Source organism: Propioniciclava sinopodophylli, assembly GCF_004324755.1.
GTDB lineage: Bacteria > Actinomycetota > Actinomycetes > Propionibacteriales > Propionibacteriaceae > Propioniciclava > Propioniciclava sinopodophylli.
This window is the reverse complement of sequence record NZ_SDMQ01000018.1, coordinates 1-23,153: the sequence shown is the minus strand read 5'-3', so window position 1 is coordinate 23,153 and position 23,153 is coordinate 1. Positions and strand designations below refer to the sequence as shown.

The window sequence follows — 23,153 nt, the reverse complement described above, 5'->3', positions numbered from 1 at the left end:
CGCATGAGCGACCACATCCCCGACGAACTGGACCCGTCCGGCCGCGACCTGCGCGCGTACACCGACGAACTGCGACCCGACCACCGCGTCGTGCGCAACGCCCGCGGCGAGTGGGTGCTGCTGCGCCACGCCGACGTCGTCGAGGCCGCCTCGGACGCCGAGCGGTTCAGCAACGCGGTCTCCCAGCACCTGCAGGTGCCCAACGGCCTCGACGGGGACGCCCACCGCGCGGCCCGCGCGACCCTCGACCGCTACTTCACCGACGAGGCGCTGGCCCCGTTCGAGCCGGTGTTCCGCGGGATCGCGCGTGACCTGTTCGCCTCGCTCCCGCGCGGCGGGACGGTGGAGGCCGTGCACGATGTCGGCGCGATGTTCGCGGTCCGCGCGCAGAGCGCGTGGCTGGGCTGGCCCGCCGACCACGAGCCGCACCTGCTCGCGTGGATGGCCGACAACCACGCCGCGACCCGCTCGGGCGACCGGTCGCGGACCGCAGTGGTGGCGTCCGACTTCGACGCGATCATCCGTTCGATCACCGACCCCCGGCGCACCGACCTGGACGCCGCCCCCGATGACCTCACCACCCAGCTCATGCGCGACACCGTCGAGGGCCGGCCGTTCACCGACGAGGAGATCGTGTCGATCCTGCGCAACTGGACCGGCGGCGACCTGGGCTCGATCGCGTTGTGCGTCGGCGTCCTGTTCGCGTTCCTGGCCGACAACCCCGACGTGCAGCGTCGGCTGCGGGCGGGGGTGGGCAACGCCGAGCTGGACGCCGCGATCGACGAGGTGCTGCGCATCGACGACCCGTTCCTCAGCAACCGGCGGAAGACGACCTGTCCGGTGCACGTGGCCGGCGTCGACATCCCCGAGGGCGCCCACGTGAAGTTGCACTGGACCTCGGCCAACCGCGACGCCGCGGTGTTCTCCGACCCCGACGCGTTCGACCCCGCGGCGAACGCCGAGCACAACCTCGTCTACGGCATCGGTCCGCACGTGTGCCCGGGGCGTCCGCTGGCGACGCTCGAGCTGCGCGTCGCGGTGCAGGAGGCCCTCGCGGCCACCGAGTGGATCGACTGGGCGCCGGGCGAGCAGGCCGAGCGCGAGGTCGCCCCGGTCGGGGGCTACGCGCGCGTGCCGGTGGTGCTCACCTAGGCGTAGCCGAGGTCGTGCAGGCGGTCGTCGTCGATACCGAAGTGGTGGGCGATCTCGTGGACGACCGTGATGTGCACCTCGTCCACCACGTCCTCGAACGTGTCGCAGATCGCGAGCGTCGGGTTGCGGAAGATGCGGATCTGATCGGGCAGGACGCCCCCGTAGTGGCTGTCCCGCTCGGTCAGCGGGATCCCCTCGTACAGCCCGAGCAGTTGGGGGTCGTCGGCGGGCGCGTCGTCCTCGATGACGATGATGCAGTTGTCCAGCAGCGCGAAGATCTCGTCGGGCACGCTGTCGAGCGCGTCGTTGACCAGTTCCTCGAACGCGTCCGCAGACATCTCGATCGCCACGGCCCCACCCTAGTTCCGACCGGCCTCGGGATGAGGCGCTGCACCCCGGTGCCGGTGCCCTCCCAGTCGCAGGCGGTCGATCGCAGTCTGAGCGTAGGTGCCCCGCCGCCGGACGCCCCGGGTCGTGCCGGCCGCGGACGGCGACCGGCACACCCGGCAGGTAGGGGCCGGCAGGTCAGGTGATCTCGGCGATGACTGCCCCCTGGGCGACCTCGTCGCCCTCGGCGACCAGGAGCTTGATCGTCCCGGCTGCCGGAGCGGTGACCTCGGCGTCGGCCTTGTCGAGCTGCACCTCGCCGATCAACTGCCCCTCAGCAACGGTGTCGCCCTCCAGCGCATACCAAGTGGCGAGCACGCCGACGGCATCGGGGCGCTCGTCGCTCATCTGGGGGAACCGGACCTCCGTCATCCCATCACCTCCCTGATGGCGGCCTCGATGCGCTCATGCCGCGGCAACACCGCGTACTCGAGCACTTGCGCGTACGGGATGGGTGCGTCGGGCATCGCCACCCTCGAGGGGGCTGCCTTGAGGGCCAGGCCTCGTTCCGCGACCGTCGCGATGACCTCGCCGCTCAGCCCGAAGCTCTGGTAGTCCTCGTCGACGACGACCAGGCGACCCGTCCGACCCACGGACTCCAGGATCGCCTCGCGATCCAGGGGAACCAGGGATCGCAGGTCCAGCACCTCCACCGAGATGCCTTCGCCCTCCAACTGCTCGGCCACGTCCAGGGCGTGGTGGACCGAGAGGGACAAGGTCACCACCGTGACGTCGCTGCCCTGCTTCACGATGGCGGCCTTGCCGATCGGGACGACGTGTTCCCCCTCGGGCACCACGCCGATCGAGCGTGCATTCTTGGCCATCCAGGGCAGCCCCATCACTCCCTTGTGGAACATGTACACCACCGGGTTGTCATCCCGGATCGCAGCGGTCATGAGGCCCTTGGCGTCGGCGGGGTTGGACGGCACCACGATCTTCATGCCGGGAAGGTGGGCGAAGGTGCCCCACAGGCACTGACTGTGTTGGGCACCGTCGGAGTACCCACCGCCGACGGCCGTGGTGAGGACCATCGGGACCTTGACGTTGCCACCGGACTCGAAGTGGATCTTCGCCATGTGGTTGTAGATCTGGTCCAGGCACACCCCCATGAAGTCGACGAACATCAACTCCACGATGGGCCGCATCCCCTCGGTCGCGGCACCGATCCCCAAACCGATGAAGGCCGTTTCGGAGATCGGGGTGTCGATGATGCGCTCGGGCCCGAACTCCTCGAGCAGCCCACCGGTGGATCCGAAGATGCCCCCATAACTGCCCACGTCCTCGCCCATGTAGAAGACCTCGGGATTGGCGCGCATCTCCTGGGCGATCGCCTCTGCCATCGCCTTGCTGGTGTTGAGCCGGCGGCCGCTCGGCGCGGTGGTGGTCATCTCATGCCTCCTCGGTGAAGACGTACTTCGTGGCCTCATCGGCACTGGGCAGTGGGCTGTCCTTGGCGAACGTGATCGCCGCCTCGACGCGCTCGGAGGCCGCCTCGGCAATCTCCTGACGCAGGGCATCGTCCAGCACGCCGGCCTCGATGAGTCGTGATTCGTAGCGCGGGATGGCGTCCAGCTTGGGGACATCCACCAGTTCCGGCCGATAGCCCTGGGCGTCCCCCTCGAAGTGCCCGAACAGGCGCAGGGTCGCCACTTCCAAGAGGGCGGGTCCCTCCCCACGCCGGGCACGTTCGATGAACTCCCCCGCCTTCTCGTACACGGCATCGACATCGTTGTCCTCGACCCGGTGGCCCGGGATGCCGTAGCCGGCAGCGCGGTCGGCATTCGATGGCACGGCTGTGGACGCCGTGCGCGGTACGGAGATGCCCCACTCGTTGTCCTCCACCACGAACAGGACCGGAAGCTTCCACACCGCAGCCAGGTTCAACGACTCGTGAAACGCGCCCTGGTTCGCAGCTCCCTCTCCGGTCACCGCGACTGCGATGTTGCCGGATCCGCGACGCTTGAAGGCGAACGCCTGCCCCAAGGCCGGCGGATACCCCTCGGCGATGATCCCCGAGCACGAGAAGTGGGCGTCCGGATCGAACAGGTGCATGTGTCCCCCGCGGCCACGGCCCAGCCCGGTCTCCCGACCGAAGATCTCGGCGGTCATCTTGTCCAGGTCCACACCGTGCGCGATTGCGAAGTGGTGGGGGCGATGCGTGGCGGTGACGGCATCTCCTGGGACCAAGTGGGCACAGACCCCGGCAGCGACGGGCTCCTGACCGGCTGCGAGGTGCATCTCCCCGGGAATCAACCCCTTGCCGATGTCGAAGCCCGGCCCCTTGTCGGCGTGGTACTCACGCAGGATCGCGAGTTCATAGGTGCGGGCCAGCACCATGGTCCGGTACAGGTCCAGGCGCACCTCGTCAGCCAGCTGGTGACCAACTCCGGTCTCGGTGGGTTCCGGTACTGGAGCGTCGGTGACTGTGGTCATCTCACTACCTCCTCCATTGGACGGTGCCCCCACCCTGCGACGTGCCCGGCCCAACCTCCAGCCCGACATTTCACATGGTGATAGGAGACACGTCCCCACCATCGACCCCGTAGGCCACGCCGATCACGTGCGCCGCCCGGCGCAAGCTGCGCACCTGGTCAAGGACCCGGTGCACCTCCCCGCTCGGCACCGAGACGGCCACCGCACCCGTCACGTGTCGGCTCGGCAGGCGCACCGCGACGCAGGCGGTCCCGATCGCGTACTCCTGGTCGTCGACGACCACCCCACTGTGCTCGTCCAGCTCGGCCAGCAGCGCGCGAACCCGCGTCTTGGTGTGCCGCGTCAGGTCGAACATCGGGTGCCGCAGCAGGTACGCGCGGCGCTCGTCATCCGGGAGCGACCCGATGATCGCCTTCCCCAGCGCCGTGGCGTGCGCAGCATCGTGCAGCCCCACCCACAGGTCGGTCCGCGGGACACTCGGGGAGTCGACGATGTCGACCAGTTCCACCTCGCCATCCACCAGCACCGCGAGGTAGGTAGCCGCGTCGAGGTCCTGGTGCAGGGTCCGCAGGACCGCCCTCACCCGCTGACTGTGCGTCGAGCCGTGGCTGGCCCGCGCGAGGTGGCCCGGGAGGTCCCCCACGACGTAGCCCTCGTCGGTTCGCACGAGGTAACCCTGGTGCACCAGGGTCCGCAGCAAGTGGTACGTCGTCGGCAGGGGCAGGCCGGCGAGGCGAGCCAGCCGCTTGGCCGAGACCGGTCGACCCTCGTCGGCCACCAGTTCCAGCAGGGTCAGGGCTCGCACCACCGAGTTGATCAGTGTCGGTTCGGTAGCCATGGACACCTCCTGCCTACGTCATGCCAACCCGTCGGACTACAGCTTCGTTGCGGCGACCTCATGACGGAAAGATACGATGGCGAACCCCTGACCCCCGAGGCTTTCGGCGATGCGCTGGGCCACGATGCCCTCCACGCCGGCCGTGGCCAAGGGCGGCAGGTACGGCAGCGTGATGGCCCCGGGCCCGCGCACCCCGGCTCCCCACCCGGAGCACCGGTGGCGCTGTGCCACCAGCTCCGTCACTGCCCGGCATGATGATCCCTTCCTGGTCGGGCGATGCCTCTCTCACGGCGGTCGTATCCCTGTGGTTTCTCAGGCGATTGCATCCAAGGCGACAATCGCGAAGAGCACGGCCGGGCCCACAGCGAGGAGCAGGATCCACCAGACGCGACGCTTTCCCAGTCGTGTGAAGGGGAGCCGTGCGGTGGCATACCAGGCGGCGAGCAGCAGCAGCCCGGCGATTCCGTACATCACCGCACGTAATCGACGAGATGATTGCGGCGCGGCGTTCTCGGGGGCGTTCCCTGCTCAGTCACGGGGCACGCCGTACTTGAGGTTGTCGAGCTCTTCCTGACGGGCACGTTCTTCTTCACCGGAGCGGATGATGTTGCGCAGCTCATCCACGGTGATCCGCGAAGCGTCACCCGTTGCCTCTCCGCCGTCGGGTTCGGGAAACGTCTCGCAGAGGATGTAGCCGACGCCCTGGGCATCCCAGCCCAAAAGTAGGTCGAGGATGCGTACCGCGTCGCTGTCGTACCAGTCGTTGGTGAACATCTCGACGTCGAGCACGGGAGCGCCCACCGCGATCAGCGCCCGCAGTTCGCTGAACCCCAGCCCCGTCGCGTCCTTCAACACGGTCAGCACCCGTGCGGGTGCCGTAGCGCCGTTGATGACTACCTGCAGCCTCGGCGAGGAGAGATCATTCACTGGGGCGTTCCCTTCGTTGTCGTGTCGGTGAGGTGTGTGGGAGGCGGTCCCTGCAACCCCGCACCGCAGCTCTTCCAGTTCGAGCTGGGTACTCACGCGACTCCTGCCGAAGCTTCGGCCACCACGCCTCAATGCTCATGTCCACATTGTCGACCGATCGCATCCGCGACGCCACAGCGGCATGATCGGATGTGTCGTACAGGCTGCTCAGCGTCGGAGTGGAGGGATGAGCCCGCTCCGTGGCCTGATGGGACGCGCGCCTCCTGCATCGGCTATGTCAGTCTTGGCGAGTGGGAAGTGACGAACTCGTCGAAGTGGCTGCCCTCCTGAGGCAGCGCAACTTCATCGACGCACGCATCGCCGAAGTCACCGAACGACCGATGAGCGCCGGCCACCTTGGCGAATGGATCGCCGCTCACATCTTCGACATCGAACTCGAAGCCTCCGCCACCGCGCCCGGAATCGATGGACGATTCCGCTCGGGGCCTCTCGTCTCCAAGACGGTCAACGTGAAGTGGTACCCCAAGCTCGAGGGGCTGCTCGACATCGGCAAGTCCATTGCGCCCGACTACTACCTCGTCCTGGCCGGCCCACGCACCCCCGCAGCCAGTTCCCGCGGAACACACCGCCCATGGACCATCAACGCTGTCTACCTCGTTGACACGCTGACCCTAATGTCCGAGCTCCGCACGAGTGGTGTCGCGGTCAGGGAGGCCACCAGCGTCCGTCGGCACGTCTGGCAGGCCTCCGAGATCTGGCCCACACCCACCAGCTCGTTGTTACCCCTCGACGATCAGCAACGCTCACTACTGGCCCTATTCAAGGCCTAAGGGGCGTGGACGGATGCTCCAGCGCCCTGACGGGCCAAGCCGACTACGGGAGACCACTGCCTCAGCCAGATGCTGGGACGCTCCGTCGGCCCTTGACAGCACCCCATTGTTACCAATCAAACTCGCAAGCGTGAACGACACCTTCGAAGCCACCTGGGAACGCGTCAAGAGTCTCACTGACGCCACCTTCACCACCGTCCGAGGGAAGCAGTTCAGCTACCGCGCTGCGAACGGCGGCATCAGCATGAACACGACGAAGCGCGCCGTGCCGCGTGCCGACTTCAAGAAGGCGTTCGAGAGAATGCCCGTCTCTGGCCCGGGCGCGCTCCAAGATCTCCAGGGACCTTCGTACGTCTACGCGATCCTCATGGATCCACGCGTCCGCGGTTGAGTGGGCCGCTGAGCGGGCATCTCGTCAGGGTGCGGCAAGGCCGGACGTCGTTCAGGGTCCGCGGGCCAGGGAAGGGCTACGATTCGCAAGTGCGGCATGTGTGAACGTATCCTTCGTTGAGACTCGAGGGTGCTGCTGGGTGACGAATTGTCAAGAGTGCCAAGTGAAGAGGGAGACACTGAACCGTGACGTTCAATGATCCGAAGGACTCTGACAAAGTAGCCGAGACCGGTAACCAGGTCGAGGCGTTTGTCAGGAAGTTCATGATCACCCCTGAACAGGCGAATACCTTTGTCAGCTCCCAAGAGCACAGGTATCGCAAGCGAAAGGGTTCCAATGGAAACCCTTGGCGTGATCCGCTGACCGATGAGGACCGGCTGAAGATTGCGCGAGCCATCATCTCTCGCTACGCGGCCTACACCGGCTTGATCGGCGTCGGTACTGCGGCTCCCGGCATCATCCCTGGGTGGGGCACAGCAGCAGCGCTGGGAGGAGGCGCTCTCGACGTTGGCGCTTCCATCAAGCTGCAGGCAGATATGGCACTGTGCCTCGTGGAGCTTTTCGATGAAACCTTGAATCCTCAGGATGCTGAAGATCTGGCAATCGTCATCGCTGTGGCAAGTGCAGCTGAACAGGGGGTTAGCCGGACTGCGAAGCCTTTCGCAGAGAAGGTGGCCGCCAAACTGGTCTACCAGTATCTGCGTGGACCCACTCTCCAGTTCATCAAAACTTTGTTCCGTAAAGTTGCCATCACGTTCACCCAGAAGGCAGCGGCTAAAGTCATCCCGTTTGGCATCGGCGTCGGTGTCGCCGGAATCTCAAACTACGCGCTGACTCAGGTAGTTGGCAAAGTGGCTCTCAGGGTGCTTCGCGGCCCCCGACCCCTGGATGTAGAGAGCACATCGGGAGACGGATAGCTCAGGGGAGTATCACTTCTTCCTGCGCTTCTGGTGACGGGGGCGCTCGCTCGCGCGTCACGGCATGACGACGAGGGCGAACCGGAGGATGTCGTCCGTGCGGTGTGCGGCAATAGCGTGCGTCAGCTGCCGGAGTCAGGTCGGAGGAGGACCCGCCAGTGACCCTATAGACCACCCGGGACAGGGGTTGACTCTCAGGTAACCCGAAGCCCGACTCTTGAGTTATGAGTGACGATCTCCTCAACGTCGGGCCGTTCGCCAAGCGCGCAGGGCTCAGCGTGCATGCGCTGCGCCACTACGACGCATTGGGCCTGCTCAAGCCCACCGAAGTCGACCCCGACACCGGCTACCGCCGCTATTCCACCAGCTTGTTCACGACGGCAAGGCTCATCGCCGATCTGCGCTGGCTCGACGTGCCCCTCCCCGACGTTCGCGACATCGTCGCGGCACCCTCCTCAGACCGGGTGCGGGCGTTGCTCGAGTCACATGCCGACCGCCTTGTTCGCACCCGCAAGCATCTCGATCAGCAGATCGCCCAGTGCAGCGCCTACGCCTCCGAAGGAGTACCTATGCCCACTGTCGCCACCACCGTTGTTCCGGTCCAGCTGAAGATCCGCGTCGCCGACAAGGACAGAGCACGGCGCTTCTACGAGGACGCCTTCGGCCTAGCAGCACAGGTGATCCGCCACACGGAAGACGCGGACTACGACGGCTACCTGTTCGGCGACTACGGCCAGCCAGGCTTCTTCCTGCTACTCCTGGTCGACGACACCGACTTCGACTGCCCCGGACGCAGCACCCTCGGCCTGCTCGTACCCGACCTCGACACCATTCACCACCAAGCTCTCGCAGCCGGGGCGACCGAAACAGTACCGATCACTGACGCCGAAGGGATGCCCCGCGCCAGCGCAGTCACTGATCTCGACGGCAACTGGGTCTGGCTCTACCAGGGATAAAGCCTCCCTGAGCCATCCTCCCAGGACGCTCGAATCTCGGCGTGTGAGAGCTTCCGTTACTGAGCAGATCCGCGAAGTCACGACCATCGGCTCGACCGCGAACGGTCGCACATGGGCAGATCCGCGCTGTCACGACCATCGGCTTGGAACTTCTTCGGTCCCCTGCCGCTCCCGGTCCAACAGCCACGTGCCACCCGCAACCATGAACAGCACGCCGACAACCGGTGGGGCGTGCGGGGCTCGAACCCGCGACCCAGGGATTATGAGTCCCCTGCTCTGACCGGCTGAGCTAACGCCCCCAACCGCGGGGCAACCCTACCGGCAGGAGCAGCCCGGCGCGGTGTCAGCCCCGCCGGTGGGCCATACGCGACACGAGCCAGTCACCGATCGACTGCACCAGCTGCACGATGATGATCAGCACGACCACCGACATCAGCAGCACGGGCTCGTTGAACCGCTGGTAGCCGTAGCGGATGGCGAAGTCACCGACGCCTCCGCCGCCGATCACGCCGGCCATCGTCGAGTACCCGATCAGGGTCACCAACGTCAGGGTGGCCCCGGCGACGAGCCCGGGCAGGGCCTCGGGCAGCAGCACCTTGCGGACGATGTCCCACGTGGTGGCGCCCATCACCTGGGCCGCCTCGATCTTGCCGGGCGCGACTTCACGCAGGGCGGCTTCGACCACCCGCGCATAGAAGGGGATGGCGCCGACCGCCAGCGGCACGATGGCGGGCGTGGGCCCGTAGGCGGTGCCGACCAGCCACCGGGTGAAGCCGATCAGCGCGATCATCAGAATCAGGAATGGCAGCGAGCGGGCGATGTTCACCACGGCGCCCACCACGGCGTACAGCCCCCGCGAGGGCGTCAGCCCGTCGGACGCCCACAGGCGCAGCAGGACGCCCACGGCGGTGCCGACCAGCACCACGATCAGGAACGCCCAGCCGACCATCCAGGCGGTCTCCCCCAGCGCCTCGAGCAGTTCGGGGAGGGCTTCGATCCACGTCTTCTGGTTCACAGGTGCACGCTCACTTCATGCTCGGCGAGGTAGGCCGCCACGGCGTCCCGGTCGTAGCCCCCGTCGGGGTGCGTCAGGGCGACGCGGAGGCGTCCGACCTTGTGCCCGGCCACGGTCTCGACCGCACCGCCCAGGATCGACACGTCGAGCCCGAAGCGGCGGGTCAGCCCCGAGATGACCGGCTCGGTGGTGCCTCCGTGCGCGAAGCCGAGCACGACGGACGTGTGCTCGGGGTCGAGTGACACGTCGCCGACGGGGAGCAGGATGTCCGCCAGGCGGGAGTCGGGGTCGGCCAGCAACTCCAGCAGCGGCCCCTGCTCGACGACCCGGCCGGACGCCATGAGCGCGGCCGCGTCACAGATCCGGCGCACGACCTCGGACTCGTGCGTGATGAGCACGATCGTCACGCCCGTGCGCCGGTTGATCTCCTTGAGCAGGTCGAGGATTTGCTCCGTGGTGGCCGGGTCGAGCGCCGAGGTGGCCTCGTCGCAGAACAGCACGTCGGGGTGGGCGGCCAACGCACGGGCGATCCCGACGCGCTGCTTCTGGCCGCCCGACAGCTGCGACGGGAACGCGTGCTCGCGCCCCTGCAGGCCCACGAGCTCGATCAGCTCGGCCACGCGGGCGCGTCGCTCGGCGGCGGGCACGCCCTGCACCTCGAGGGGGAAGGCGATGTTGTCGGCGGCCGTTCGGCTGCCCAGCAGGTTGAAGTGCTGGAAGATCATGCCCATCCGGTGGCGGGCCTTGCGCAGCCCGGACGCCGACAGCTCGGTGAGGTTCACCTCGCCGATGGTCACGCTCCCCGACGTGGGGCGCTCGAGCGCCGTCAGGCAGCGCATCAGGGTTGTCTTGCCGGCGCCCGACCGGCCCAGGATCCCGAAGACCTGGCCGGACGGGACGCTCAGCGAGACGTCGTCGACCGCGGTCACGGCGCCGTCACCGGTGCCGTAGACCTTCGTCAGTGAGGTGACCTCGATCACGAGTGGTTCAACCGATCACTTGGCGGGGAGGACGGAGCCCTTGAAGCTGTCCTCGATGAACTTCTGCAGCTCGGGGCTGGTCAGCGCCTCATTGACCTTGACCACGCGCGGGTCGTCCTTGAGGGCCTCCTTGACCACCAGCACGTTGGCGTAGGGGTTGTTCTCGGCAGACTCCAGCTTGAGGGCGTCGGTCGCCGGGGTGAGCCCGGCCTCGAGGGCGTAGTTGCCGTTGATGATCGAGAGGGTGACCTTGGGGTCCTTCAGCGTGGCGGCCAGCTGGGGGCGGTCGATCTTCAGCCAGGAGATGTTCTTGGGGTTGCTTGTGACGTTGGTCTCCGGGGTGATCTGGCTGTAGTCCAGGCCCGGGTCGTCGGCCTTCACGTCGAGGGTGATCAAGCCGGCGTCCGCGATCAGGAAGAGGGCGCGGGCCTGGTTGGTGGCGTCAGCCGGGATGGCGATGACGGCACCGTCCGGGACGGTGTCGAGGGTGACCTTCTCGGAGTACAGGCCCAGCGGCTCGACGTGGACCGGCGCGAGCGCGACCAGGTCGGCGCCTTCGTGCTTGGCGTTCCAGTCGTTGAGGTAGGGCACGTGCTGGAAGAAGTTGGCGTCAAGATCGCCGGCGTTGACGAGCTGGTTGGGGTCGATGTCGCCCGAGATCTCGGTGACGTCGATCTTCACGTCGCCGAGCAGGCCCTGCCTCTCGGCCTCCTCCAGCAGGACGGCATGGGGGGTGACGTCGGCGATGATGCGCAGCGGTTGGGTGGCGTCGGGCGCGCCCGGTCCTCCACCCTGGGCTGCGCCGCAGCCCGTCAGCAGGAGGCCGGCAGCGACGAGGGTGGCAACGGTGGTGGTGACACGGCGGAACATGCTTCTTCTCTCATTTCGTCTTCAGGGACTGGTGGAACGCAGGCCGACAGCACGGAACCGCGAGCGAACGCTGGCAGGGTTCAGTGGGTCCAGATTCGCTCGACCCTCCCGGGGAGCGACCGGATCCGTGCCGTCAGGCGCACATTCGCCGACAGCACAGGGGCATCATCCAGACGGCGTTCGCCGCGGAGATGATGTGACCCATGGGGCACAGGTTAGTCCCCCTGATCACTGGCACGGCACATCGGTCCACCCCTCGGATCCTTCTCCCCTGCCACCTACGATGGGCGCGAGCGAGAGAGTGAGAGCCCGATGCCCCAACCCGGCTGGTACGACGACCCCGACGGGACGCCGCAGCGCCTGCGTTGGTGGGACGGCACCCGGTGGACCGAACACATCCACGGGGGTCCCCAGCCGGACGCCCCGGGTACCGGTGGGTCGTCGGTGGCGCCCTCGCCGAAACGCGGCCCGTGGCCCTGGATCGGGCTGGGCCTCGTGACGGCCCTGGTGGGGGCCCTCGTCGTGGGCCTCGTGCTGGGGTTGTTCGGCCTCCGCGAACCGGATCGGGCCACCCCGTTGCCCGCCGAGAGCCCGTCGCCCGCGGCGTTCGCCCGGCCCTCGCCGCGCATCGCGTCCAGCCCACAGCCGTCGGTGGCGAAGCTGCCGCCCGCGACGGCCGCGCCCCACACGGGCGGGCCGGTCGTGAGGCCGACCCCGATGCCCAGCATCCCGGCGACGCCGCCGCCCGCGGCCGACCTCGGCTGCCCGCCCGCCAGCGACCCGACGGCGCTGTCGGACGGGCGCGTGACACTCACCCTGCCCACTGGTTGGGCCGAGGTGGACAGCCTCGCGTGGCTCGAGTGCACCCGCTCGGTCGCCTCCACGACGGCCACCGCGACCGTGACTCTGGGCGTCTCGCCGTTCCCGGCCGACGACCTGCAGGCGGCCGCCGAGGCCGCGTGGGGCATCGCCCTGCTGGACGCGGCGATCCCCCAGCCCCTGACCCAGACGTCCACGCCGGTGCAGGTCGCCGACATGGAGGGCTGGATGGTCACCGGCACCATGTCCGTCGAGGACCGCCTGGACGAGCTCACCGTCATCGCGATCGGCTCCGGCGCGGCGCCGACCATCATCGTCACCTCGGCCGGCGCCCAGGACGAGGGGTCCCGAGCCATGATCAGCGAGATCCTCGCCACCGTCCGCCGCGCCTGACCCACCGCGATCCGGTGCTCACGGCGCGTCGAGCCAGGTCACGAGGTGGCGCAACGGGGGTTCGGCGCGGGAGGCGCTGCACGTGAGGTGGGCGGCCTCCCCGTGCTGGGTACGCACGCGGGCGACCCGGTCTTCCCCGCGCACGGACAGCCGGACGACCACACCCTCGGCGTCCGACCCGACGGCGCGGACCACCACGTCCCGGACGCCCAGGGCGCCAAACCGCTCGCGCGCCGCGTGCACCGCGGCCTGGACGACCCACGCGTGGCTGGAGCGCCCGCGGTGATGAGCGAGGTCGAGCACGCCGTCGAGGTAGCGGGCCACGACGTCCGGCCCGGTGTCGGCGTCCAGCCCGCCGAAGTAGTCGCCGCGCGGCAGCGCGACGAGGTTGCCGGCGAAGCGGTCGCCGCCGAGGTGAGACGCCTCCCAGAGCTCCTCGGGCCAGCGTCGCGCCAGAGCCGCCGCCAGCGGACGCCCGCGCTCGGCACAGCAGCGGTCGTGCGCGCCGTGGGTGCAGGCGAGCAGGACGGGCCCCGCGTGCGCCGCGAGCCCCACCCCGTCCGGCCCGCGCACCCCGGAGAGGTCGAACTCCCCCACCTCGCCGAGGTCGACCACCGTGGTGGTCTCCAGCCAGGCGTGCCGGGCGCTGGCGACGAACACCCGGCGCGGCCCGCCCGGGTCGCGGCCCGGCCGGCGGATGAGCAGCGTCCGCAGCCCCAGGTCGCGCTGCCAGCCGCGCAGGGTGGCACGCAGGGCGTCCGGCAACCGGCGGCTGCGCAGGATGTCGGGGCCCCACGGGCCCGGGTCCTCGAGCAGAAGGAAAGCGGGCACCGTCGACGCCGTGGCCGAGAGCGACTCGTCGCGTTCGCGGCTGGCCTCCGAGCAGCGGAACGTCACCGGACGACTTCCAGCAACCCCTCGCGCACCAGTCGTCGGCAGAGGGTGAGGGCGCCCGCCTCGTCGAGCCCCTGCACGTCGGCGGGGGTCAGGACGCCCGCATCCAGCACCGAGCGGACCGCCGGCCCCACGCGGGCGGGCAGGGTGAGGCGGCGGTCCCCGAGGAGCAGTTCGAGCGTCTCGCCGCGCGTCCGCAGTGTGGCCTGGCTGCCCGGACGCCGCCGCAGCCGGGTGTCCGCGGCGAGGTGGCGGACGTCGAGCACGTCCAGGAGCGCGCCGGCCAGAACCGGCTGGCGGCGGGTGCCGAAGATGGTCTCGAGGCGGTCGACCTCCGCGTCGGCGTCCACCTGGCCGAGCAGGCCGGCGACGTGCGCGAGACGCTCGCGCAGGGCCGTGGCGAGGGCGTCCGGATCGGCGAAGAGGCCCGCGGGCAGGTGCTCGCGGAGGTCGGCGTCCGCCTCGATGGCGCGGTTCACCACGTCACGGAGCACCTCCGACCAGACGAACTGGTTGATGCCGACCGTCACGTGCAGCGAGGCGGTGTCGGCTCCGGTGCGCGCCATGTGGGGCGTGCCGGTGGGCAGGTACATGCAGGTGCCCGGACGCATGTGCACCGGGCGGGCACCCTCGTTGTCGTGGACCTCCCACTGTTTGGTGCCGTGGGTCTGGAAGGTGAAGACGTCGTGGGTGTCGGAGTGCAGCGCGAAGCCCTGCGAGCCCGGGGGCGTCAGGTACGCGTTGGCCTGGCAGGGGTGGCCGATCTGACGCTCGAGATCGCGGACGAGGAGGCGCAGCGGCTCATGGTAGCGCTGGAGCCCCTGGAAGACGATGGTGGCGCCGCCCTCGAACAGGGCGAGCACCTTGCGGGCGTCCAGCAGTCCGGTCATCGCCTGGCCGGCGATCGTCGCGTGCCGCGTGTAGCGGGACTGGTCGAGGACCTTGCCGTCCTGCGCCAGGCGCACCTGGGGGGTCCGGAGCGAGCGCGTGGTGATGAGGTCGTCGGCGGCCTCGAGGCTGAAGAGGGACGCCAGCGTCTCGGTGTCGGCCTCGTGGACGAGGGTCCGGCGACCCCAGACCTCCCTCAGGAAGGTCGCGGGGTCGCCGGAGAGTAGTGCGAGATGGTCCATGCCTCAGGCGTCGGTGCCGTCGGCGTCACCCGAGTCGCCGTCGGTCCCGTCGGTGGAATCGCCGTCGGTGGAATCGCCGTCGGTGCCGTCGGCGTCCCCACCATCGGTGCCGTCGGCGTCACCCCCGTCGATGCCGTCGGCATCGCCGACCTTGTCGGGATCGCCCGGGGCCGCGCCGGCCAGGGCGCTGGGGTCGTCGGTGGACATCTCGTCGTCGGTGAGGGTGATCTCCTCGTCGCGGGCGTCGTTCGTCATCGCAGCTCCTCCGGTGGTTTCGGGACCGATGCGCCGACCCTAGAGGTTTCCGTGGCCCGTGCCTAGACCCTTGTCAGGGACGGGGCTGTGGGCGTACAGACAGGGGCTATGGGCGTACAGAGCAGGGGCTGTGGGCGTACAGAGCAGGGGCTGTGGACGGTCAGAGCCGGGGCTCTCGGCGCATCGTGGTTCCTCCCCTTCCCCCCCCTTATCCGCAGTTGCGGTGTAACGTTCGCTTCCATGACGCACTTGCGGATCTCCGAAGCCGCCGCCCTTCTCGGCGTCAGCGACGACACCGTGCGCCGCTGGGTGGATGCGGGCAGGCTCTCGACAGACCTCGACGACTCCGGACGCAAGGTCGTGCCCGGCGCCGACCTGGCCCGGCTGGCCGAGCAACTGGTCCAGGACGCGCTCACCGACCGGGACTCCGCCCACCGCTCTGCCCGCAACCACTTCACCGGGCTGGTGACCGGCGTCGTCTCCGACACCGTGATGTCGCAGGTGACCCTGCAGTGCGGGCCGTTCCGAGTCGTGTCGCTGATCTCCACCGAGGCCGTCCGCGACCTGGGGCTCGAGGTCGGGTCGGTCGCCACCGCCGTGGTGAAGGCCACCAACGTCCATGTCGAGACCCCCCGAGGACGGTCCTGACATGCACTCTCCGAGCAGACGCACCTCCAAAGTGAATCTGCACCCGCTGGAGCAGGTGCAGATTCACTTTCGAGGTGCACCTGCCCTCTGCAGCGCCGTCGCGGTGGTCGCCTTGGCACTGACATCGGTCGGCTGCTCCACCGGGCCCGCGGCGTCCGCCCCCACCGGGCCCCGACCCGTGACCGTGTTCGCCGCCGCGTCGCTCACCGCCGCTTTCACCGAGATCGCCGAGCTGGCCCCCTCCCTGGACGTCACCCTGAACTTCGACGGCTCCCCCACCCTGGTCGACCAGATCACCAGCGGCGCGCCCGCGGACGTCCTGGCCACGGCCGATGAGGCCAGCATGCAGAGGGCCACCGAGGCCGCGATCGTCGCCCCTGACCCCACCATCTTCGCCACCAACTCCGGCGTGCTCATCGTGCCGAAGGGCAACCCGGCCCAGGTCTCCGGCGTCGACGGCTCCCTCGACGGCACCAAGCTCGTCGTCTGCGCCCGCGCCGTGCCCTGTGGAGCCACGGCACACAAGATCGCCGAGGCTGCCGGGGTCACCCTCAAACCCGTGTCGGAGGAGCAGAAGGTCACCGACGTGCGGGGCAAGGTCTCGTCCGGCGAGGCCGACGCAGGCATCGTCTTCGCCACCGACGCCCAGGCCGCGGGCGACGCCGTCGAGACCATCGCGGTCGACCCCGAGAAGAGGTTCGCGGCCCGGTACCCGATGACGATCGTGACCGAGGCGAAGAACCCCGCGGCCGCGCGGGCCTTCATCGACCTCGTGCTGAGCGAGGAGGGCCAGGCGGTGCTCGCCACCCACGGCTTCGGCGCCCCATGACCCTGACCACCTCCGCACGCCTCGGGGACGGGCTGCCCCGGTGGCTGTTCGTCCCCGCCGCGCTGGCGACGTTGTTCCTCACCGTGCCGCTGCTCGGCATCGCGGCGCGGGTGCCCTGGGCCGAGGTGCCGGCCCTGCTCTCCACCCCCTCTTCCGTGGACGCACTGGCGCTCAGCTTGCTGACCTGCGTCGTCGCCACCCTCATCGCCCTGGCGATCGGGCTGCCGCTCGCGCTGGTGCTGGCCCGCTCCGACGGCCGCCTGGCCGGGGTCGTCCGCACGCTCGTGACGATCCCGATGGTGCTGCCCCCTGTGGTGTCGGGCCTCGCCCTTCTCATCACGTTCGGACGCCGCGGCGTCCTCGGCGCTCCCCTGTCGGTGCTCGGCATCGAGGTGGGGTTCTCGACCGTCGCCGTCGTCATGGCGCAGGTCTTCGTCGCGATGCCGTTCCTGGTGACCGCCGTCGAGGGCGCGCTGCGATCCTCGGGCAGCGGGTTCGAAGGGGCGGCCGCCTCGCTCGGCGCCTCACCGAGCTACACCCTGCGCCGCGTCACGCTGCCGCTCCTGGCACCCTCGATCGCCTCCGGAAGCGCGCTCACGTTCGCTCGGGCGCTGGGCGAGTTCGGAGCCACGATCACCTTCGCGGGCTCTCTGCAGGGAGTGACCCGCACCCTGCCGCTGGAGATCTACCTGCTCCGCGAACTCGACACCGACGCTGCCCTGGCCCTCGCCCTGGTGCTCATCGTGGTCGCCGCCCTGACGGTGGCGGTCACCGGCTGGTTCTCGCGCCGTACCGTCCGAAGGCGAGTGCCGTGAGCGCCGTCTCCGTGCACGCACGCGTCGAGGCGCGCGGGTTGGACGCCGCCCTCGATGTCGCCCCCGGCACGGTCGTGGCGCTGGTCGGACCCAACGGCGCCGGCAAGTCCTCGGTGCTCCAGCTCGTCGGCGGCCAGCTGCAGCCGGACGGGGGCACCGTGTCGGTGGACGGCGCCGTCGTCAGCGGGCCACGCGTCCATGTGCCGGTGCACCGCCGCAACATCGCCGTCCTCGAACAGCGCCCCCTCCTGTTCGAGCACCTCACCATCGCGGAGAACGCCGCGTTCGGGCTGCGCGCCCGCGGCGTCCGGGCGGCCGAGGCCCTCGCCCGCGCGCAACGCGAGCTGGACGCCGTGGGTTGCGGCGAGCTCGCCGGCGCCAGGGCGTGGGAGGTCTCCGGCGGCCAGGCGCAGCGCATCGCGATCGCCCGCGCGCTCGCCACCGACCCGCGCCTGGTTCTGCTCGACGAGCCCCTCGCGGCGCTCGACGTGTCGGTCGCCCCGGCCATCCGGTCGCTGCTGCGCCGGCGCATCCGCGGGGAGGGACGGACGGCGTTGCTCGTCACCCACGACGCCGTCGACGCCCTGACCCTGGCCGACGAACTGGCCGTCATGGAGGCCGGACGGGTCCTGGCCGCCGGGCCGGTCGCCGACCTGCTCGCCCGCCCCCGGACGCCCTTCGTCGCCGACCTCGTCGGGGTGAACCTCCTCGCGGGGACGGCCACGGGGCCGGACGCCATCCGGCTCGCCACCGGCGACCGGGTCGTGGGCGTCCCCGCGGACGCCCTGGGCGGCGGTGCCGCCATCGCGTCGTTCGCGCCGGCGTCCGTCGCGGTACACACGGCCGAGCCGTCGGGCAGCCCCCGCAACCACCTGCGCGTGACCGTGACGGGCATCGAACCGCGCGGTTCGCTCGTCCGCCTGACGGGCGAACTCTCCGACGGCAGCCGGGTGTCCGCCGACCTCACGCTCGCGGCGTCCGTCGACGAGGGGCTCGTCCCAGGACGCGAGGTGTGGCTGGTGGTCAAGGCCGCGCAGGTGGCGCTCTACCCGCGGTGAGGCCGGAACTACGCTGACCGACACCAAACCAAGGTGGCAGCCGCCAGCCCGGGAAACACCCTGGAGCAACCCCCCGGCCGCGTCAGATAGCCTCCAGCTCATGCCGACCTACACCGTTCGCACTCCAGCCGGACGTCTGGATGCTGGGACGCGCGCCGCACTCGCGCGCGAGATCACCCACGCGCACACCGCCGCCACGGGCGCGCAGGGCTTCTTCGCCCAAGTCGTCTTCACCGAACTCGCCGCCGACCAGCACTTCGTCGGCGGCGTCCCGGTCGCGGAGGACCTCGTCTTCGTCCACGGCCAGATCCGCTCAGGCCGTTCCCCCGAGCAGAAGCGCATCCTGTTGGACGCCCTCACCCATGCCGTGACCGCGACCCTCGGTGTCCGGCGGCGGGCGGTGTGGATCTACCTGCTGGACCTCCCCCCGACGAACATGGTCGAGTACGGGCACGTCCTGCCCGAAGCAGGCGATGAGCTCGCGTGGCTGGCCTCGCTGGAGACGGACGACCGCAGCTACCTTGAATCCCTTGGCAACTGACCGTCAACGCTCCGTCAGCGGCATAATGACTCGATGACGAATCTCGACCTGACGGAGATGCGGGCGGAACTGGACGCGAAGGAAGCCGACCTGCGGCGCTCCATCGACCGGCTGACGGCGCCGGTCAGCGACGGGGCAACGATCGGGTTCGGCAAGCGCATCGGCGAGGGCACCACCCAGGCGATCCAGCAGATGGCCGACGCTTCATCGGCGCAGACGCTCCACGCCACCCTCGACGCCGTGCTGCGCGCCAAGGCCAAGCTGGCCGACGGCACCTACGGGCAGTGCGATGTGTGCGGTGAACCGATCGACGAGGACCGGCTGGAATTCCGCCCCTGGTCGACCTGCTGCATGAAACACGCCTGACCCCGGACGTTCACTCCTCCTGGTGCACAGCGCTGCACAAGCACGCCCGGCCATTCCGGCTATGAGGGCGCGGGGTGTTGGTGATACGAGGAGAAACCGAAGTTGTGGAGCCAACCCAATAGTGGTTTCACTAGGTGTTTTGGCTCCCCCGACTGGACTCGAACCAGTAACCCTCTGACTGGCCGGACGACACCCCCACACGCCCATCAGCGGAACACGTCTCCCCTAGCCGCCACGCTCAAGACAAGCCGTCTCGAGCATCCCCTCTAGCCACCCTCACATGGTCGCGTTTCAGGGATGGTCGGTACCAAACTCGGTACAGCCGGGCCGTCCCCTCACGAGGGGCCGTTTAGTCGAGCAGGTGCCAGTACTTGCGGCGGGCCTTCATGGCATGGACCACGAGTTGATTGCCACCGTCGAACGTCAGGATCGTCCGTTCGAGCAGTCGCCCGCCGGTGTCGAACCCAGCAGGAACCGCTTTGCCGGGGAGTCATCATTAGGCTCACTCACGTATGCCACCTGCTCCACGGCATGCCGGATGTCGGCCTTACTGATCCTGTCTCGCAGCGCCGACGAAATGAAGCTCACGCGCGGTCCCCGGGGGCGAACCCGGTCCGCACCGCCAACGCCAGTTCCGGGGAGGTGAGCCAGCTGACGGCGGTCATCCCGAGTCCGCCGCGGAGCTGGCCCTCGACCTCGGCCATCAGCCCGTAGAGGACGCGGGCCCGGCCGTCGAGGCCGCCGCCGGCTTCGCGGGCCTCCCGACCGAGCCGGGGTTCGGGGACCACCAGGGTGAAGAACGCTTCGGTGCGGACCGACGCCCGCGACAACGCGAGGGCGAGGTCGTCGTTGACCTGCCGCGCCAGCTGGGGGCTGCGGAGTTCGGTGAGGACGTTGAGCCAGTACTTGGCTGACTCGCCGTCACCGTTGCCGCCGGCCCAGATGCTGAGGATGTCCTTGTGGCCGTCCAGGTCGACCCCGATAGCGGCTGAGAGGCGGCTGGTTGGCGACCTGGCCGTCGCGGACCTTGACCATGATCGCGTCGATGAAGATGGCCGCGTACACCCGCTCCAGTGGGCGGGCCCACCAGGCCTGCATCTCCTCCACGATCTTGTCGGTGATCCGACTCACCGTGTCCCTGGACACGTTTGCGCCGTACACCTCGAACAGGTGCGCCGAGATCTCTCCGGTCGTCAGGCCCTTGGCGTACAAGCTGATGACCAGGGTGTCCAGATCAGACAGGCGACGCTGCCGTTTGGCCACGATCACCGGCTCGAAACTGCCGTCCCGGTCCCGCGGGACGGCGATCGTCACCTCGCCGCAGTTGTCGGTGACCACCGTCTTGGGCCGGTAGCCGTTACGTGAGTTGGCGCCATTGCGGCCGACCGGGTCGTGCTTGTCATAGCCCAGGTGGTCGACCAGCTCCTCCTCCAAGGCGGACTCGATCACCGTCTTGGTCAGGTGCTTGAGCAGCCCGTCGGGGCCGGTCAGGTCACCGCCCGCGCCACGGGTGCGGCGCACCAGCCCGCGCAACAACTCGGCCTCCTGACGTGACAGCACCACCGGCTCGGCCACCTGGCCGCCTCCCGGGTGCTCGAGTCGCGGTGGCTGGTCAGAGACCAACGCCGCCGGCGCCGCCTTGCCTTCTTCGTGTGGCTCCACAGCCATCAGTGTTTCGGTCATCATGACCCCTCCTGCCCAAACCGGGCCGTAGGGCCAGTTACACCGTTCCTGCGATAGACCCAGGTCGCCTGACCTGCTGCTTTCCCCGAGGTGTCACGGCGGACCTCGACCTCATTGGTCGAGACCTCACGCACAGGCTGACGGTCGTGACATCACGGATCTGCCCAGAGTCGCGCGTCGAACTCGAGCCGGGTGCGACCTCGCGGACACATGCCGACGGTCGTGACCTTGCCCTCAGGCCCATGGGGGCGTCCACGGCGGGACATCGCGATGTCGCCCAAGTGCATGACTTTGCTCAGCTCCCCACTGTGGCGCTCCTTGCACGTTGCACGCAACCGGGCGGCTCTTGGCAACTAAGGAACAACCACCTCAGGCATCAGCCTGCGCGAGATCTCCTTCCTTTTCAGCGCCCTTCTGCTTAGGAGGCCCGGAGTCGGGATGTTCGCCTCTTGAATCGAGCCAACTTTGGATATCAGCGGTTGTGATCTCGGCCGCATCGGTCTCGCCGAGTGAGAAGAGAATCGGACGACGTTCGCTCAAGAGTGCATCAAATATCACGCGACGCTCCTCTGGCCGGAGGGTGTTGAAGCCATTCCAATCGGACTCTAGGCTTGAAACTCGGTTTTGGGGCATTCGAAGCCGCAGCTTCCGCCCATCCTTCATCACTAAGTAGGTCCTGCCGTATGAATTATCGCGGTACTTCTCGTCTGCAAGATTCACCTCTCCGATGGCCTGAACTCCGCATCGATCTAGAGCCTCCGCGAGGGTAGTACCTTCAGGAGAATTCGTAGCTACGGATCCTCCGCGGTCCAGAGAGCCAAGGAACTCACACAGGAGCCGATATCGGATAATGCCTGAAGCGACCCGCCTAGCATCAGCGTCCGGGACTGTCGCGACCAAGACCGTCTTGAGATCCTCCAACCGCTCGCTCATTACCTCGAGCAGCGTCTGTTGGTCCTCGAAATGCAGGCGCTGCGCGAGCATGCGCTGGAGCCATGCCGACCACTGGGACCGCAGATGCGCCTGAATCTCCTCCACTTTGGTGAAAGAGATGACTGCATTGCCGCTTGCGCGACCCTCTAAATACCGCAAGAAGCTAACTATGTAACCTGCAACCGCGCAGTCATTGCCAGAGGGCAACCGCAACTCGCCGCGTTTGGCCAACTCCTCATTCGCCTCGTAGAACCGGCGTTCTTCGAGTACTTGCCGCTCGGCGAATGCAAACACGGGAATTTTGTGCTGGAAGGCGGTGAGGGCCTCCAACTGCGTGACTGATACATGCTTGCCTTCTACAAGATCTTCAACGATGGAAGCATCATCGCCCTGAAGTAGGTCGACGGACAAATCGTCAACAAACTCCGGTCGGGCCTGACTTCCCCACCGGTTGCCGATGATGAGCACTACCACGTCACAACTCCGCAGCTCTTCGACGCAAGACTTGTGTGTGTGCAAATTGGGGTCGTACAGCACCCCTGAGTAGTCGCTGAGCACGGCGACATGGCCCAAGGAGTTTATCAAAGTGCGAAGCTGCTCACGCACCGGAGCTAGGTCGTAGGCCGTGGATGATACGAAGACGCGAAGTGGAGGCACGAAGGAAACGGTAACAGAATGGTTGTGCTCGTGAACGTTATGCGACCAGCCGCGTTCTCCGCCCACGTCTGCCTCGAAGATCATGGCTCCGGCCTACTATCCGCGGTGACGATCGCGGTCAAGGACTCGACTTGCTCCGTCGATGACCCTCCTCTGGCCCGTGTTTGGGCAGGTCGACGGAAGTTGCGATCTACCGGCCGCCTGGAAGCCGTTGGCTGGGTCCCTTCCGGGGAGGACACCCCCGAGCGTCGGGGGAGGCGTCACCGCGCCTGTATCAAGCTGATCCGGCATCGAGACAGATACATCCGGTCATGCCGCGCTCCGTCAGTGCCATTCGGTGAGTAGAGCCGCGGCGTCCTGGTAGTTCGCGGTGCCGGAGGCGAGTGCAATGACCAGGTTGTAGGCGTCTTCGTCGGGTGCTTCGAGGTTGACGTTG

26 protein-coding genes, 1 tRNA gene and 1 pseudogene are annotated in these 23,153 nt (G+C 68.4%); 12 read left to right on the top strand and 16 right to left on the bottom strand.

The window, feature by feature from the left end:
* Positions 1 to 3 precede the first annotated feature (3 nt).
* Complete coding sequence (locus tag ET989_RS13635) at positions 4 to 1,152, top strand: cytochrome P450 (protein ID WP_131169907.1); 1,149 nt, start codon at positions 4 to 6, stop codon at positions 1,150 to 1,152.
* Here ET989_RS13635 and ET989_RS13630 read toward each other — a convergent pair.
* The 7 genes from ET989_RS13630 to ET989_RS13605 all read right to left on the bottom strand — a co-directional run bounded on the left by ET989_RS13630 (position 1,149) and on the right by ET989_RS13605 (position 5,737).
* Positions 1,149 to 1,502 carry a metallopeptidase family protein gene (locus ET989_RS13630; protein WP_241656362.1) on the bottom strand — a complete coding sequence of 118 codons (354 nt, stop codon included), beginning with the start codon at positions 1,500 to 1,502 and terminating at the stop codon, positions 1,149 to 1,151. The genes ET989_RS13635 and ET989_RS13630 overlap by 4 nt on opposite strands.
* Positions 1,503 to 1,677: 175 nt before the next feature.
* A complete protein-coding gene (locus ET989_RS13625; RefSeq protein WP_131169906.1) occupies positions 1,678 to 1,911 on the bottom strand; it encodes a biotin/lipoyl-containing protein in 234 nt (77 codons plus the stop codon).
* Complete coding sequence (locus tag ET989_RS13620) at positions 1,908 to 2,927, bottom strand: alpha-ketoacid dehydrogenase subunit beta (protein ID WP_131169904.1); 1,020 nt, start codon at positions 2,925 to 2,927, stop codon at positions 1,908 to 1,910. The genes ET989_RS13625 and ET989_RS13620 overlap by 4 nt, the downstream gene beginning before the upstream one ends.
* A 1-nt stretch (position 2,928) precedes the next feature.
* Positions 2,929 to 3,972, bottom strand: coding sequence for a thiamine pyrophosphate-dependent dehydrogenase E1 component subunit alpha (locus tag ET989_RS13615; protein WP_206662374.1), 1,044 nt, complete (start codon positions 3,970 to 3,972; stop codon positions 2,929 to 2,931).
* Between the two features lie 70 nt (positions 3,973 to 4,042).
* Entirely contained in the window at positions 4,043 to 4,810 is a 768-nt protein-coding gene (locus ET989_RS13610; RefSeq protein WP_131169902.1) for an IclR family transcriptional regulator, read from the bottom strand.
* A gap of 312 nt (positions 4,811 to 5,122) precedes the next feature.
* Entirely contained in the window at positions 5,123 to 5,281 is a 159-nt protein-coding gene (locus ET989_RS15045; protein WP_165490184.1) for a hypothetical protein, read from the bottom strand.
* A gap of 57 nt (positions 5,282 to 5,338) precedes the next feature.
* Positions 5,339 to 5,737: a hypothetical protein gene (locus ET989_RS13605; protein ID WP_131169900.1), complete on the bottom strand. Its 399-nt coding sequence runs from the start codon at positions 5,735 to 5,737 to the stop codon at positions 5,339 to 5,341.
* A gap of 290 nt (positions 5,738 to 6,027) precedes the next feature.
* Between ET989_RS13605 and ET989_RS13600 the strand changes: the two genes are divergently transcribed.
* The 4 genes from ET989_RS13600 (at position 6,028) to ET989_RS13585 (ending at position 8,831) form a co-directional block, all read left to right on the top strand.
* Complete coding sequence (locus ET989_RS13600; protein WP_131169898.1) at positions 6,028 to 6,567, top strand: hypothetical protein; 540 nt, start codon at positions 6,028 to 6,030, stop codon at positions 6,565 to 6,567.
* A gap of 130 nt (positions 6,568 to 6,697) precedes the next feature.
* Positions 6,698 to 6,958 carry a hypothetical protein gene (locus tag ET989_RS13595; protein WP_131169896.1) on the top strand — a complete coding sequence of 87 codons (261 nt, stop codon included), beginning with the start codon at positions 6,698 to 6,700 and terminating at the stop codon, positions 6,956 to 6,958.
* Positions 6,959 to 7,143: 185 nt separating this feature from the next.
* Entirely contained in the window at positions 7,144 to 7,875 is a 732-nt protein-coding gene (locus tag ET989_RS13590) for a hypothetical protein (protein ID WP_131169894.1), read from the top strand.
* Positions 7,876 to 8,099: 224 nt separating this feature from the next.
* Positions 8,100 to 8,831: a MerR family transcriptional regulator gene (locus ET989_RS13585; RefSeq protein WP_131169892.1), complete on the top strand. Its 732-nt coding sequence runs from the start codon at positions 8,100 to 8,102 to the stop codon at positions 8,829 to 8,831.
* Between the two features lie 225 nt (positions 8,832 to 9,056).
* On the opposite strand, the gene ET989_RS13580 is transcribed toward ET989_RS13585, so the two are convergent.
* From ET989_RS13580 to ET989_RS13565, 4 genes are all read right to left on the bottom strand, one after another.
* Positions 9,057 to 9,130 (bottom strand) — tRNA-Ile (locus ET989_RS13580).
* Positions 9,131 to 9,174: 44 nt separating this feature from the next.
* Positions 9,175 to 9,846 carry a methionine ABC transporter permease gene (locus ET989_RS13575; RefSeq protein WP_131169890.1) on the bottom strand — a complete coding sequence of 224 codons (672 nt, stop codon included), beginning with the start codon at positions 9,844 to 9,846 and terminating at the stop codon, positions 9,175 to 9,177.
* Positions 9,843 to 10,826: a methionine ABC transporter ATP-binding protein gene (locus ET989_RS13570; RefSeq protein WP_131169888.1), complete on the bottom strand. Its 984-nt coding sequence runs from the start codon at positions 10,824 to 10,826 to the stop codon at positions 9,843 to 9,845. Before ET989_RS13570 ends, ET989_RS13575 begins: the two co-directional genes overlap by 4 nt.
* 15 nt (positions 10,827 to 10,841) lie before the next feature.
* The gene (locus ET989_RS13565; protein WP_131169885.1) at positions 10,842 to 11,696 is read right to left on the bottom strand and encodes a MetQ/NlpA family ABC transporter substrate-binding protein; all 855 of its coding nucleotides are present in this window, start codon (positions 11,694 to 11,696) and stop codon (positions 10,842 to 10,844) included.
* Positions 11,697 to 12,008: 312 nt separating this feature from the next.
* Here ET989_RS13565 and ET989_RS13560 point away from each other — a divergent pair, with 312 nt between their 5' ends.
* Entirely contained in the window at positions 12,009 to 12,908 is a 900-nt protein-coding gene (locus ET989_RS13560; protein ID WP_131169883.1) for a DUF2510 domain-containing protein, read from the top strand.
* A gap of 18 nt (positions 12,909 to 12,926) precedes the next feature.
* Here ET989_RS13560 and ET989_RS13555 read toward each other — a convergent pair whose 3' ends face one another.
* From ET989_RS13555 to ET989_RS13545, 3 genes are read right to left on the bottom strand one after another with little or no spacing between them, the layout of a single operon-like run.
* On the bottom strand, positions 12,927 to 13,805 hold the full coding sequence (locus ET989_RS13555) for a sucrase ferredoxin (protein WP_131169881.1): 879 nt from the start codon (positions 13,803 to 13,805) through the stop codon (positions 12,927 to 12,929).
* Positions 13,802 to 14,932, bottom strand: coding sequence for a cupin domain-containing protein (locus ET989_RS13550; protein WP_131169879.1), 1,131 nt, complete (start codon positions 14,930 to 14,932; stop codon positions 13,802 to 13,804). Before ET989_RS13550 ends, ET989_RS13555 begins: the two co-directional genes overlap by 4 nt.
* Positions 14,933 to 14,935: 3 nt before the next feature.
* The gene (locus ET989_RS13545; RefSeq protein ID WP_131169877.1) at positions 14,936 to 15,187 is read right to left on the bottom strand and encodes a hypothetical protein; all 252 of its coding nucleotides are present in this window, start codon (positions 15,185 to 15,187) and stop codon (positions 14,936 to 14,938) included.
* Positions 15,188 to 15,427: 240 nt separating this feature from the next.
* On the opposite strand from ET989_RS13545, the gene ET989_RS13540 reads away from it, so the two are divergent.
* From ET989_RS13540 to ET989_RS13515, 6 genes are all read left to right on the top strand, one after another.
* Positions 15,428 to 15,835 (top strand): TOBE domain-containing protein, encoded by a 408-nt coding sequence (locus tag ET989_RS13540; RefSeq protein WP_131169875.1) that lies wholly within the window; start codon positions 15,428 to 15,430, stop codon positions 15,833 to 15,835.
* Positions 15,836 to 15,947: 112 nt separating this feature from the next.
* Positions 15,948 to 16,664 (top strand): molybdate ABC transporter substrate-binding protein, encoded by a 717-nt coding sequence (gene modA, locus ET989_RS13535; RefSeq protein ID WP_241656361.1) that lies wholly within the window; start codon positions 15,948 to 15,950, stop codon positions 16,662 to 16,664.
* The gene (locus ET989_RS13530) at positions 16,661 to 17,479 is read left to right on the top strand and encodes an ABC transporter permease (RefSeq protein ID WP_131169871.1); all 819 of its coding nucleotides are present in this window, start codon (positions 16,661 to 16,663) and stop codon (positions 17,477 to 17,479) included. The genes modA and ET989_RS13530 overlap by 4 nt, the downstream gene beginning before the upstream one ends.
* Positions 17,476 to 18,537: an ABC transporter ATP-binding protein gene (locus ET989_RS13525; protein ID WP_131169870.1), complete on the top strand. Its 1,062-nt coding sequence runs from the start codon at positions 17,476 to 17,478 to the stop codon at positions 18,535 to 18,537. The genes ET989_RS13530 and ET989_RS13525 overlap by 4 nt, the downstream gene beginning before the upstream one ends.
* 100 nt (positions 18,538 to 18,637) lie before the next feature.
* Entirely contained in the window at positions 18,638 to 19,078 is a 441-nt protein-coding gene (locus ET989_RS13520) for a tautomerase family protein (protein WP_131169869.1), read from the top strand.
* A 33-nt stretch (positions 19,079 to 19,111) separates the two neighbouring features.
* On the top strand, positions 19,112 to 19,444 hold the full coding sequence (locus ET989_RS13515; protein ID WP_131169867.1) for a TraR/DksA family transcriptional regulator: 333 nt from the start codon (positions 19,112 to 19,114) through the stop codon (positions 19,442 to 19,444).
* Between the two features lie 587 nt (positions 19,445 to 20,031).
* Here ET989_RS13515 and ET989_RS13500 read toward each other — a convergent pair.
* Both ET989_RS13500 and ET989_RS13495 read right to left on the bottom strand, forming a co-directional pair.
* Positions 20,032 to 21,130, bottom strand: a pseudogene (locus ET989_RS13500) (IS256 family transposase); the annotation flags it as partial.
* 366 nt (positions 21,131 to 21,496) lie between these two features.
* Positions 21,497 to 22,801: a DUF4062 domain-containing protein gene (locus ET989_RS13495; protein WP_131169865.1), complete on the bottom strand. Its 1,305-nt coding sequence runs from the start codon at positions 22,799 to 22,801 to the stop codon at positions 21,497 to 21,499.
* Between the last annotated feature and the right edge of the window lie 352 nt (positions 22,802 to 23,153).

Coding starts and splice junctions, on each gene's coding strand:
- ET989_RS13620 (WP_131169904.1), bottom strand. CDS start 2,927: ATGACCACCACCGCGCCGAGCGGCCGCCGGCTCAACACCAGCAAGGCG.
- ET989_RS13545 (WP_131169877.1), bottom strand. CDS start 15,187: ATGACGAACGACGCCCGCGACGAGGAGATCACCCTCACCGACGACGAG.
- ET989_RS13625 (WP_131169906.1), bottom strand. CDS start 1,911: ATGACGGAGGTCCGGTTCCCCCAGATGAGCGACGAGCGCCCCGATGCC.
- ET989_RS13495 (WP_131169865.1), bottom strand. CDS start 22,801: ATGATCTTCGAGGCAGACGTGGGCGGAGAACGCGGCTGGTCGCATAAC.
- ET989_RS13550 (WP_131169879.1), bottom strand. CDS start 14,932: ATGGACCATCTCGCACTACTCTCCGGCGACCCCGCGACCTTCCTGAGG.
- ET989_RS13560 (WP_131169883.1), top strand. CDS start 12,009: ATGCCCCAACCCGGCTGGTACGACGACCCCGACGGGACGCCGCAGCGC.
- ET989_RS13610 (WP_131169902.1), bottom strand. CDS start 4,810: ATGGCTACCGAACCGACACTGATCAACTCGGTGGTGCGAGCCCTGACC.
- ET989_RS15045 (WP_165490184.1), bottom strand. CDS start 5,281: ATGTACGGAATCGCCGGGCTGCTGCTGCTCGCCGCCTGGTATGCCACC.
- ET989_RS13520 (WP_131169869.1), top strand. CDS start 18,638: ATGCCGACCTACACCGTTCGCACTCCAGCCGGACGTCTGGATGCTGGG.
- ET989_RS13615 (WP_206662374.1), bottom strand. CDS start 3,972: ATGACCACAGTCACCGACGCTCCAGTACCGGAACCCACCGAGACCGGA.
- ET989_RS13530 (WP_131169871.1), top strand. CDS start 16,661: ATGACCCTGACCACCTCCGCACGCCTCGGGGACGGGCTGCCCCGGTGG.
- ET989_RS13540 (WP_131169875.1), top strand. CDS start 15,428: ATGACGCACTTGCGGATCTCCGAAGCCGCCGCCCTTCTCGGCGTCAGC.
- ET989_RS13515 (WP_131169867.1), top strand. CDS start 19,112: ATGACGAATCTCGACCTGACGGAGATGCGGGCGGAACTGGACGCGAAG.
- ET989_RS13585 (WP_131169892.1), top strand. CDS start 8,100: ATGAGTGACGATCTCCTCAACGTCGGGCCGTTCGCCAAGCGCGCAGGG.
- ET989_RS13565 (WP_131169885.1), bottom strand. CDS start 11,696: ATGTTCCGCCGTGTCACCACCACCGTTGCCACCCTCGTCGCTGCCGGC.
- ET989_RS13635 (WP_131169907.1), top strand. CDS start 4: ATGAGCGACCACATCCCCGACGAACTGGACCCGTCCGGCCGCGACCTG.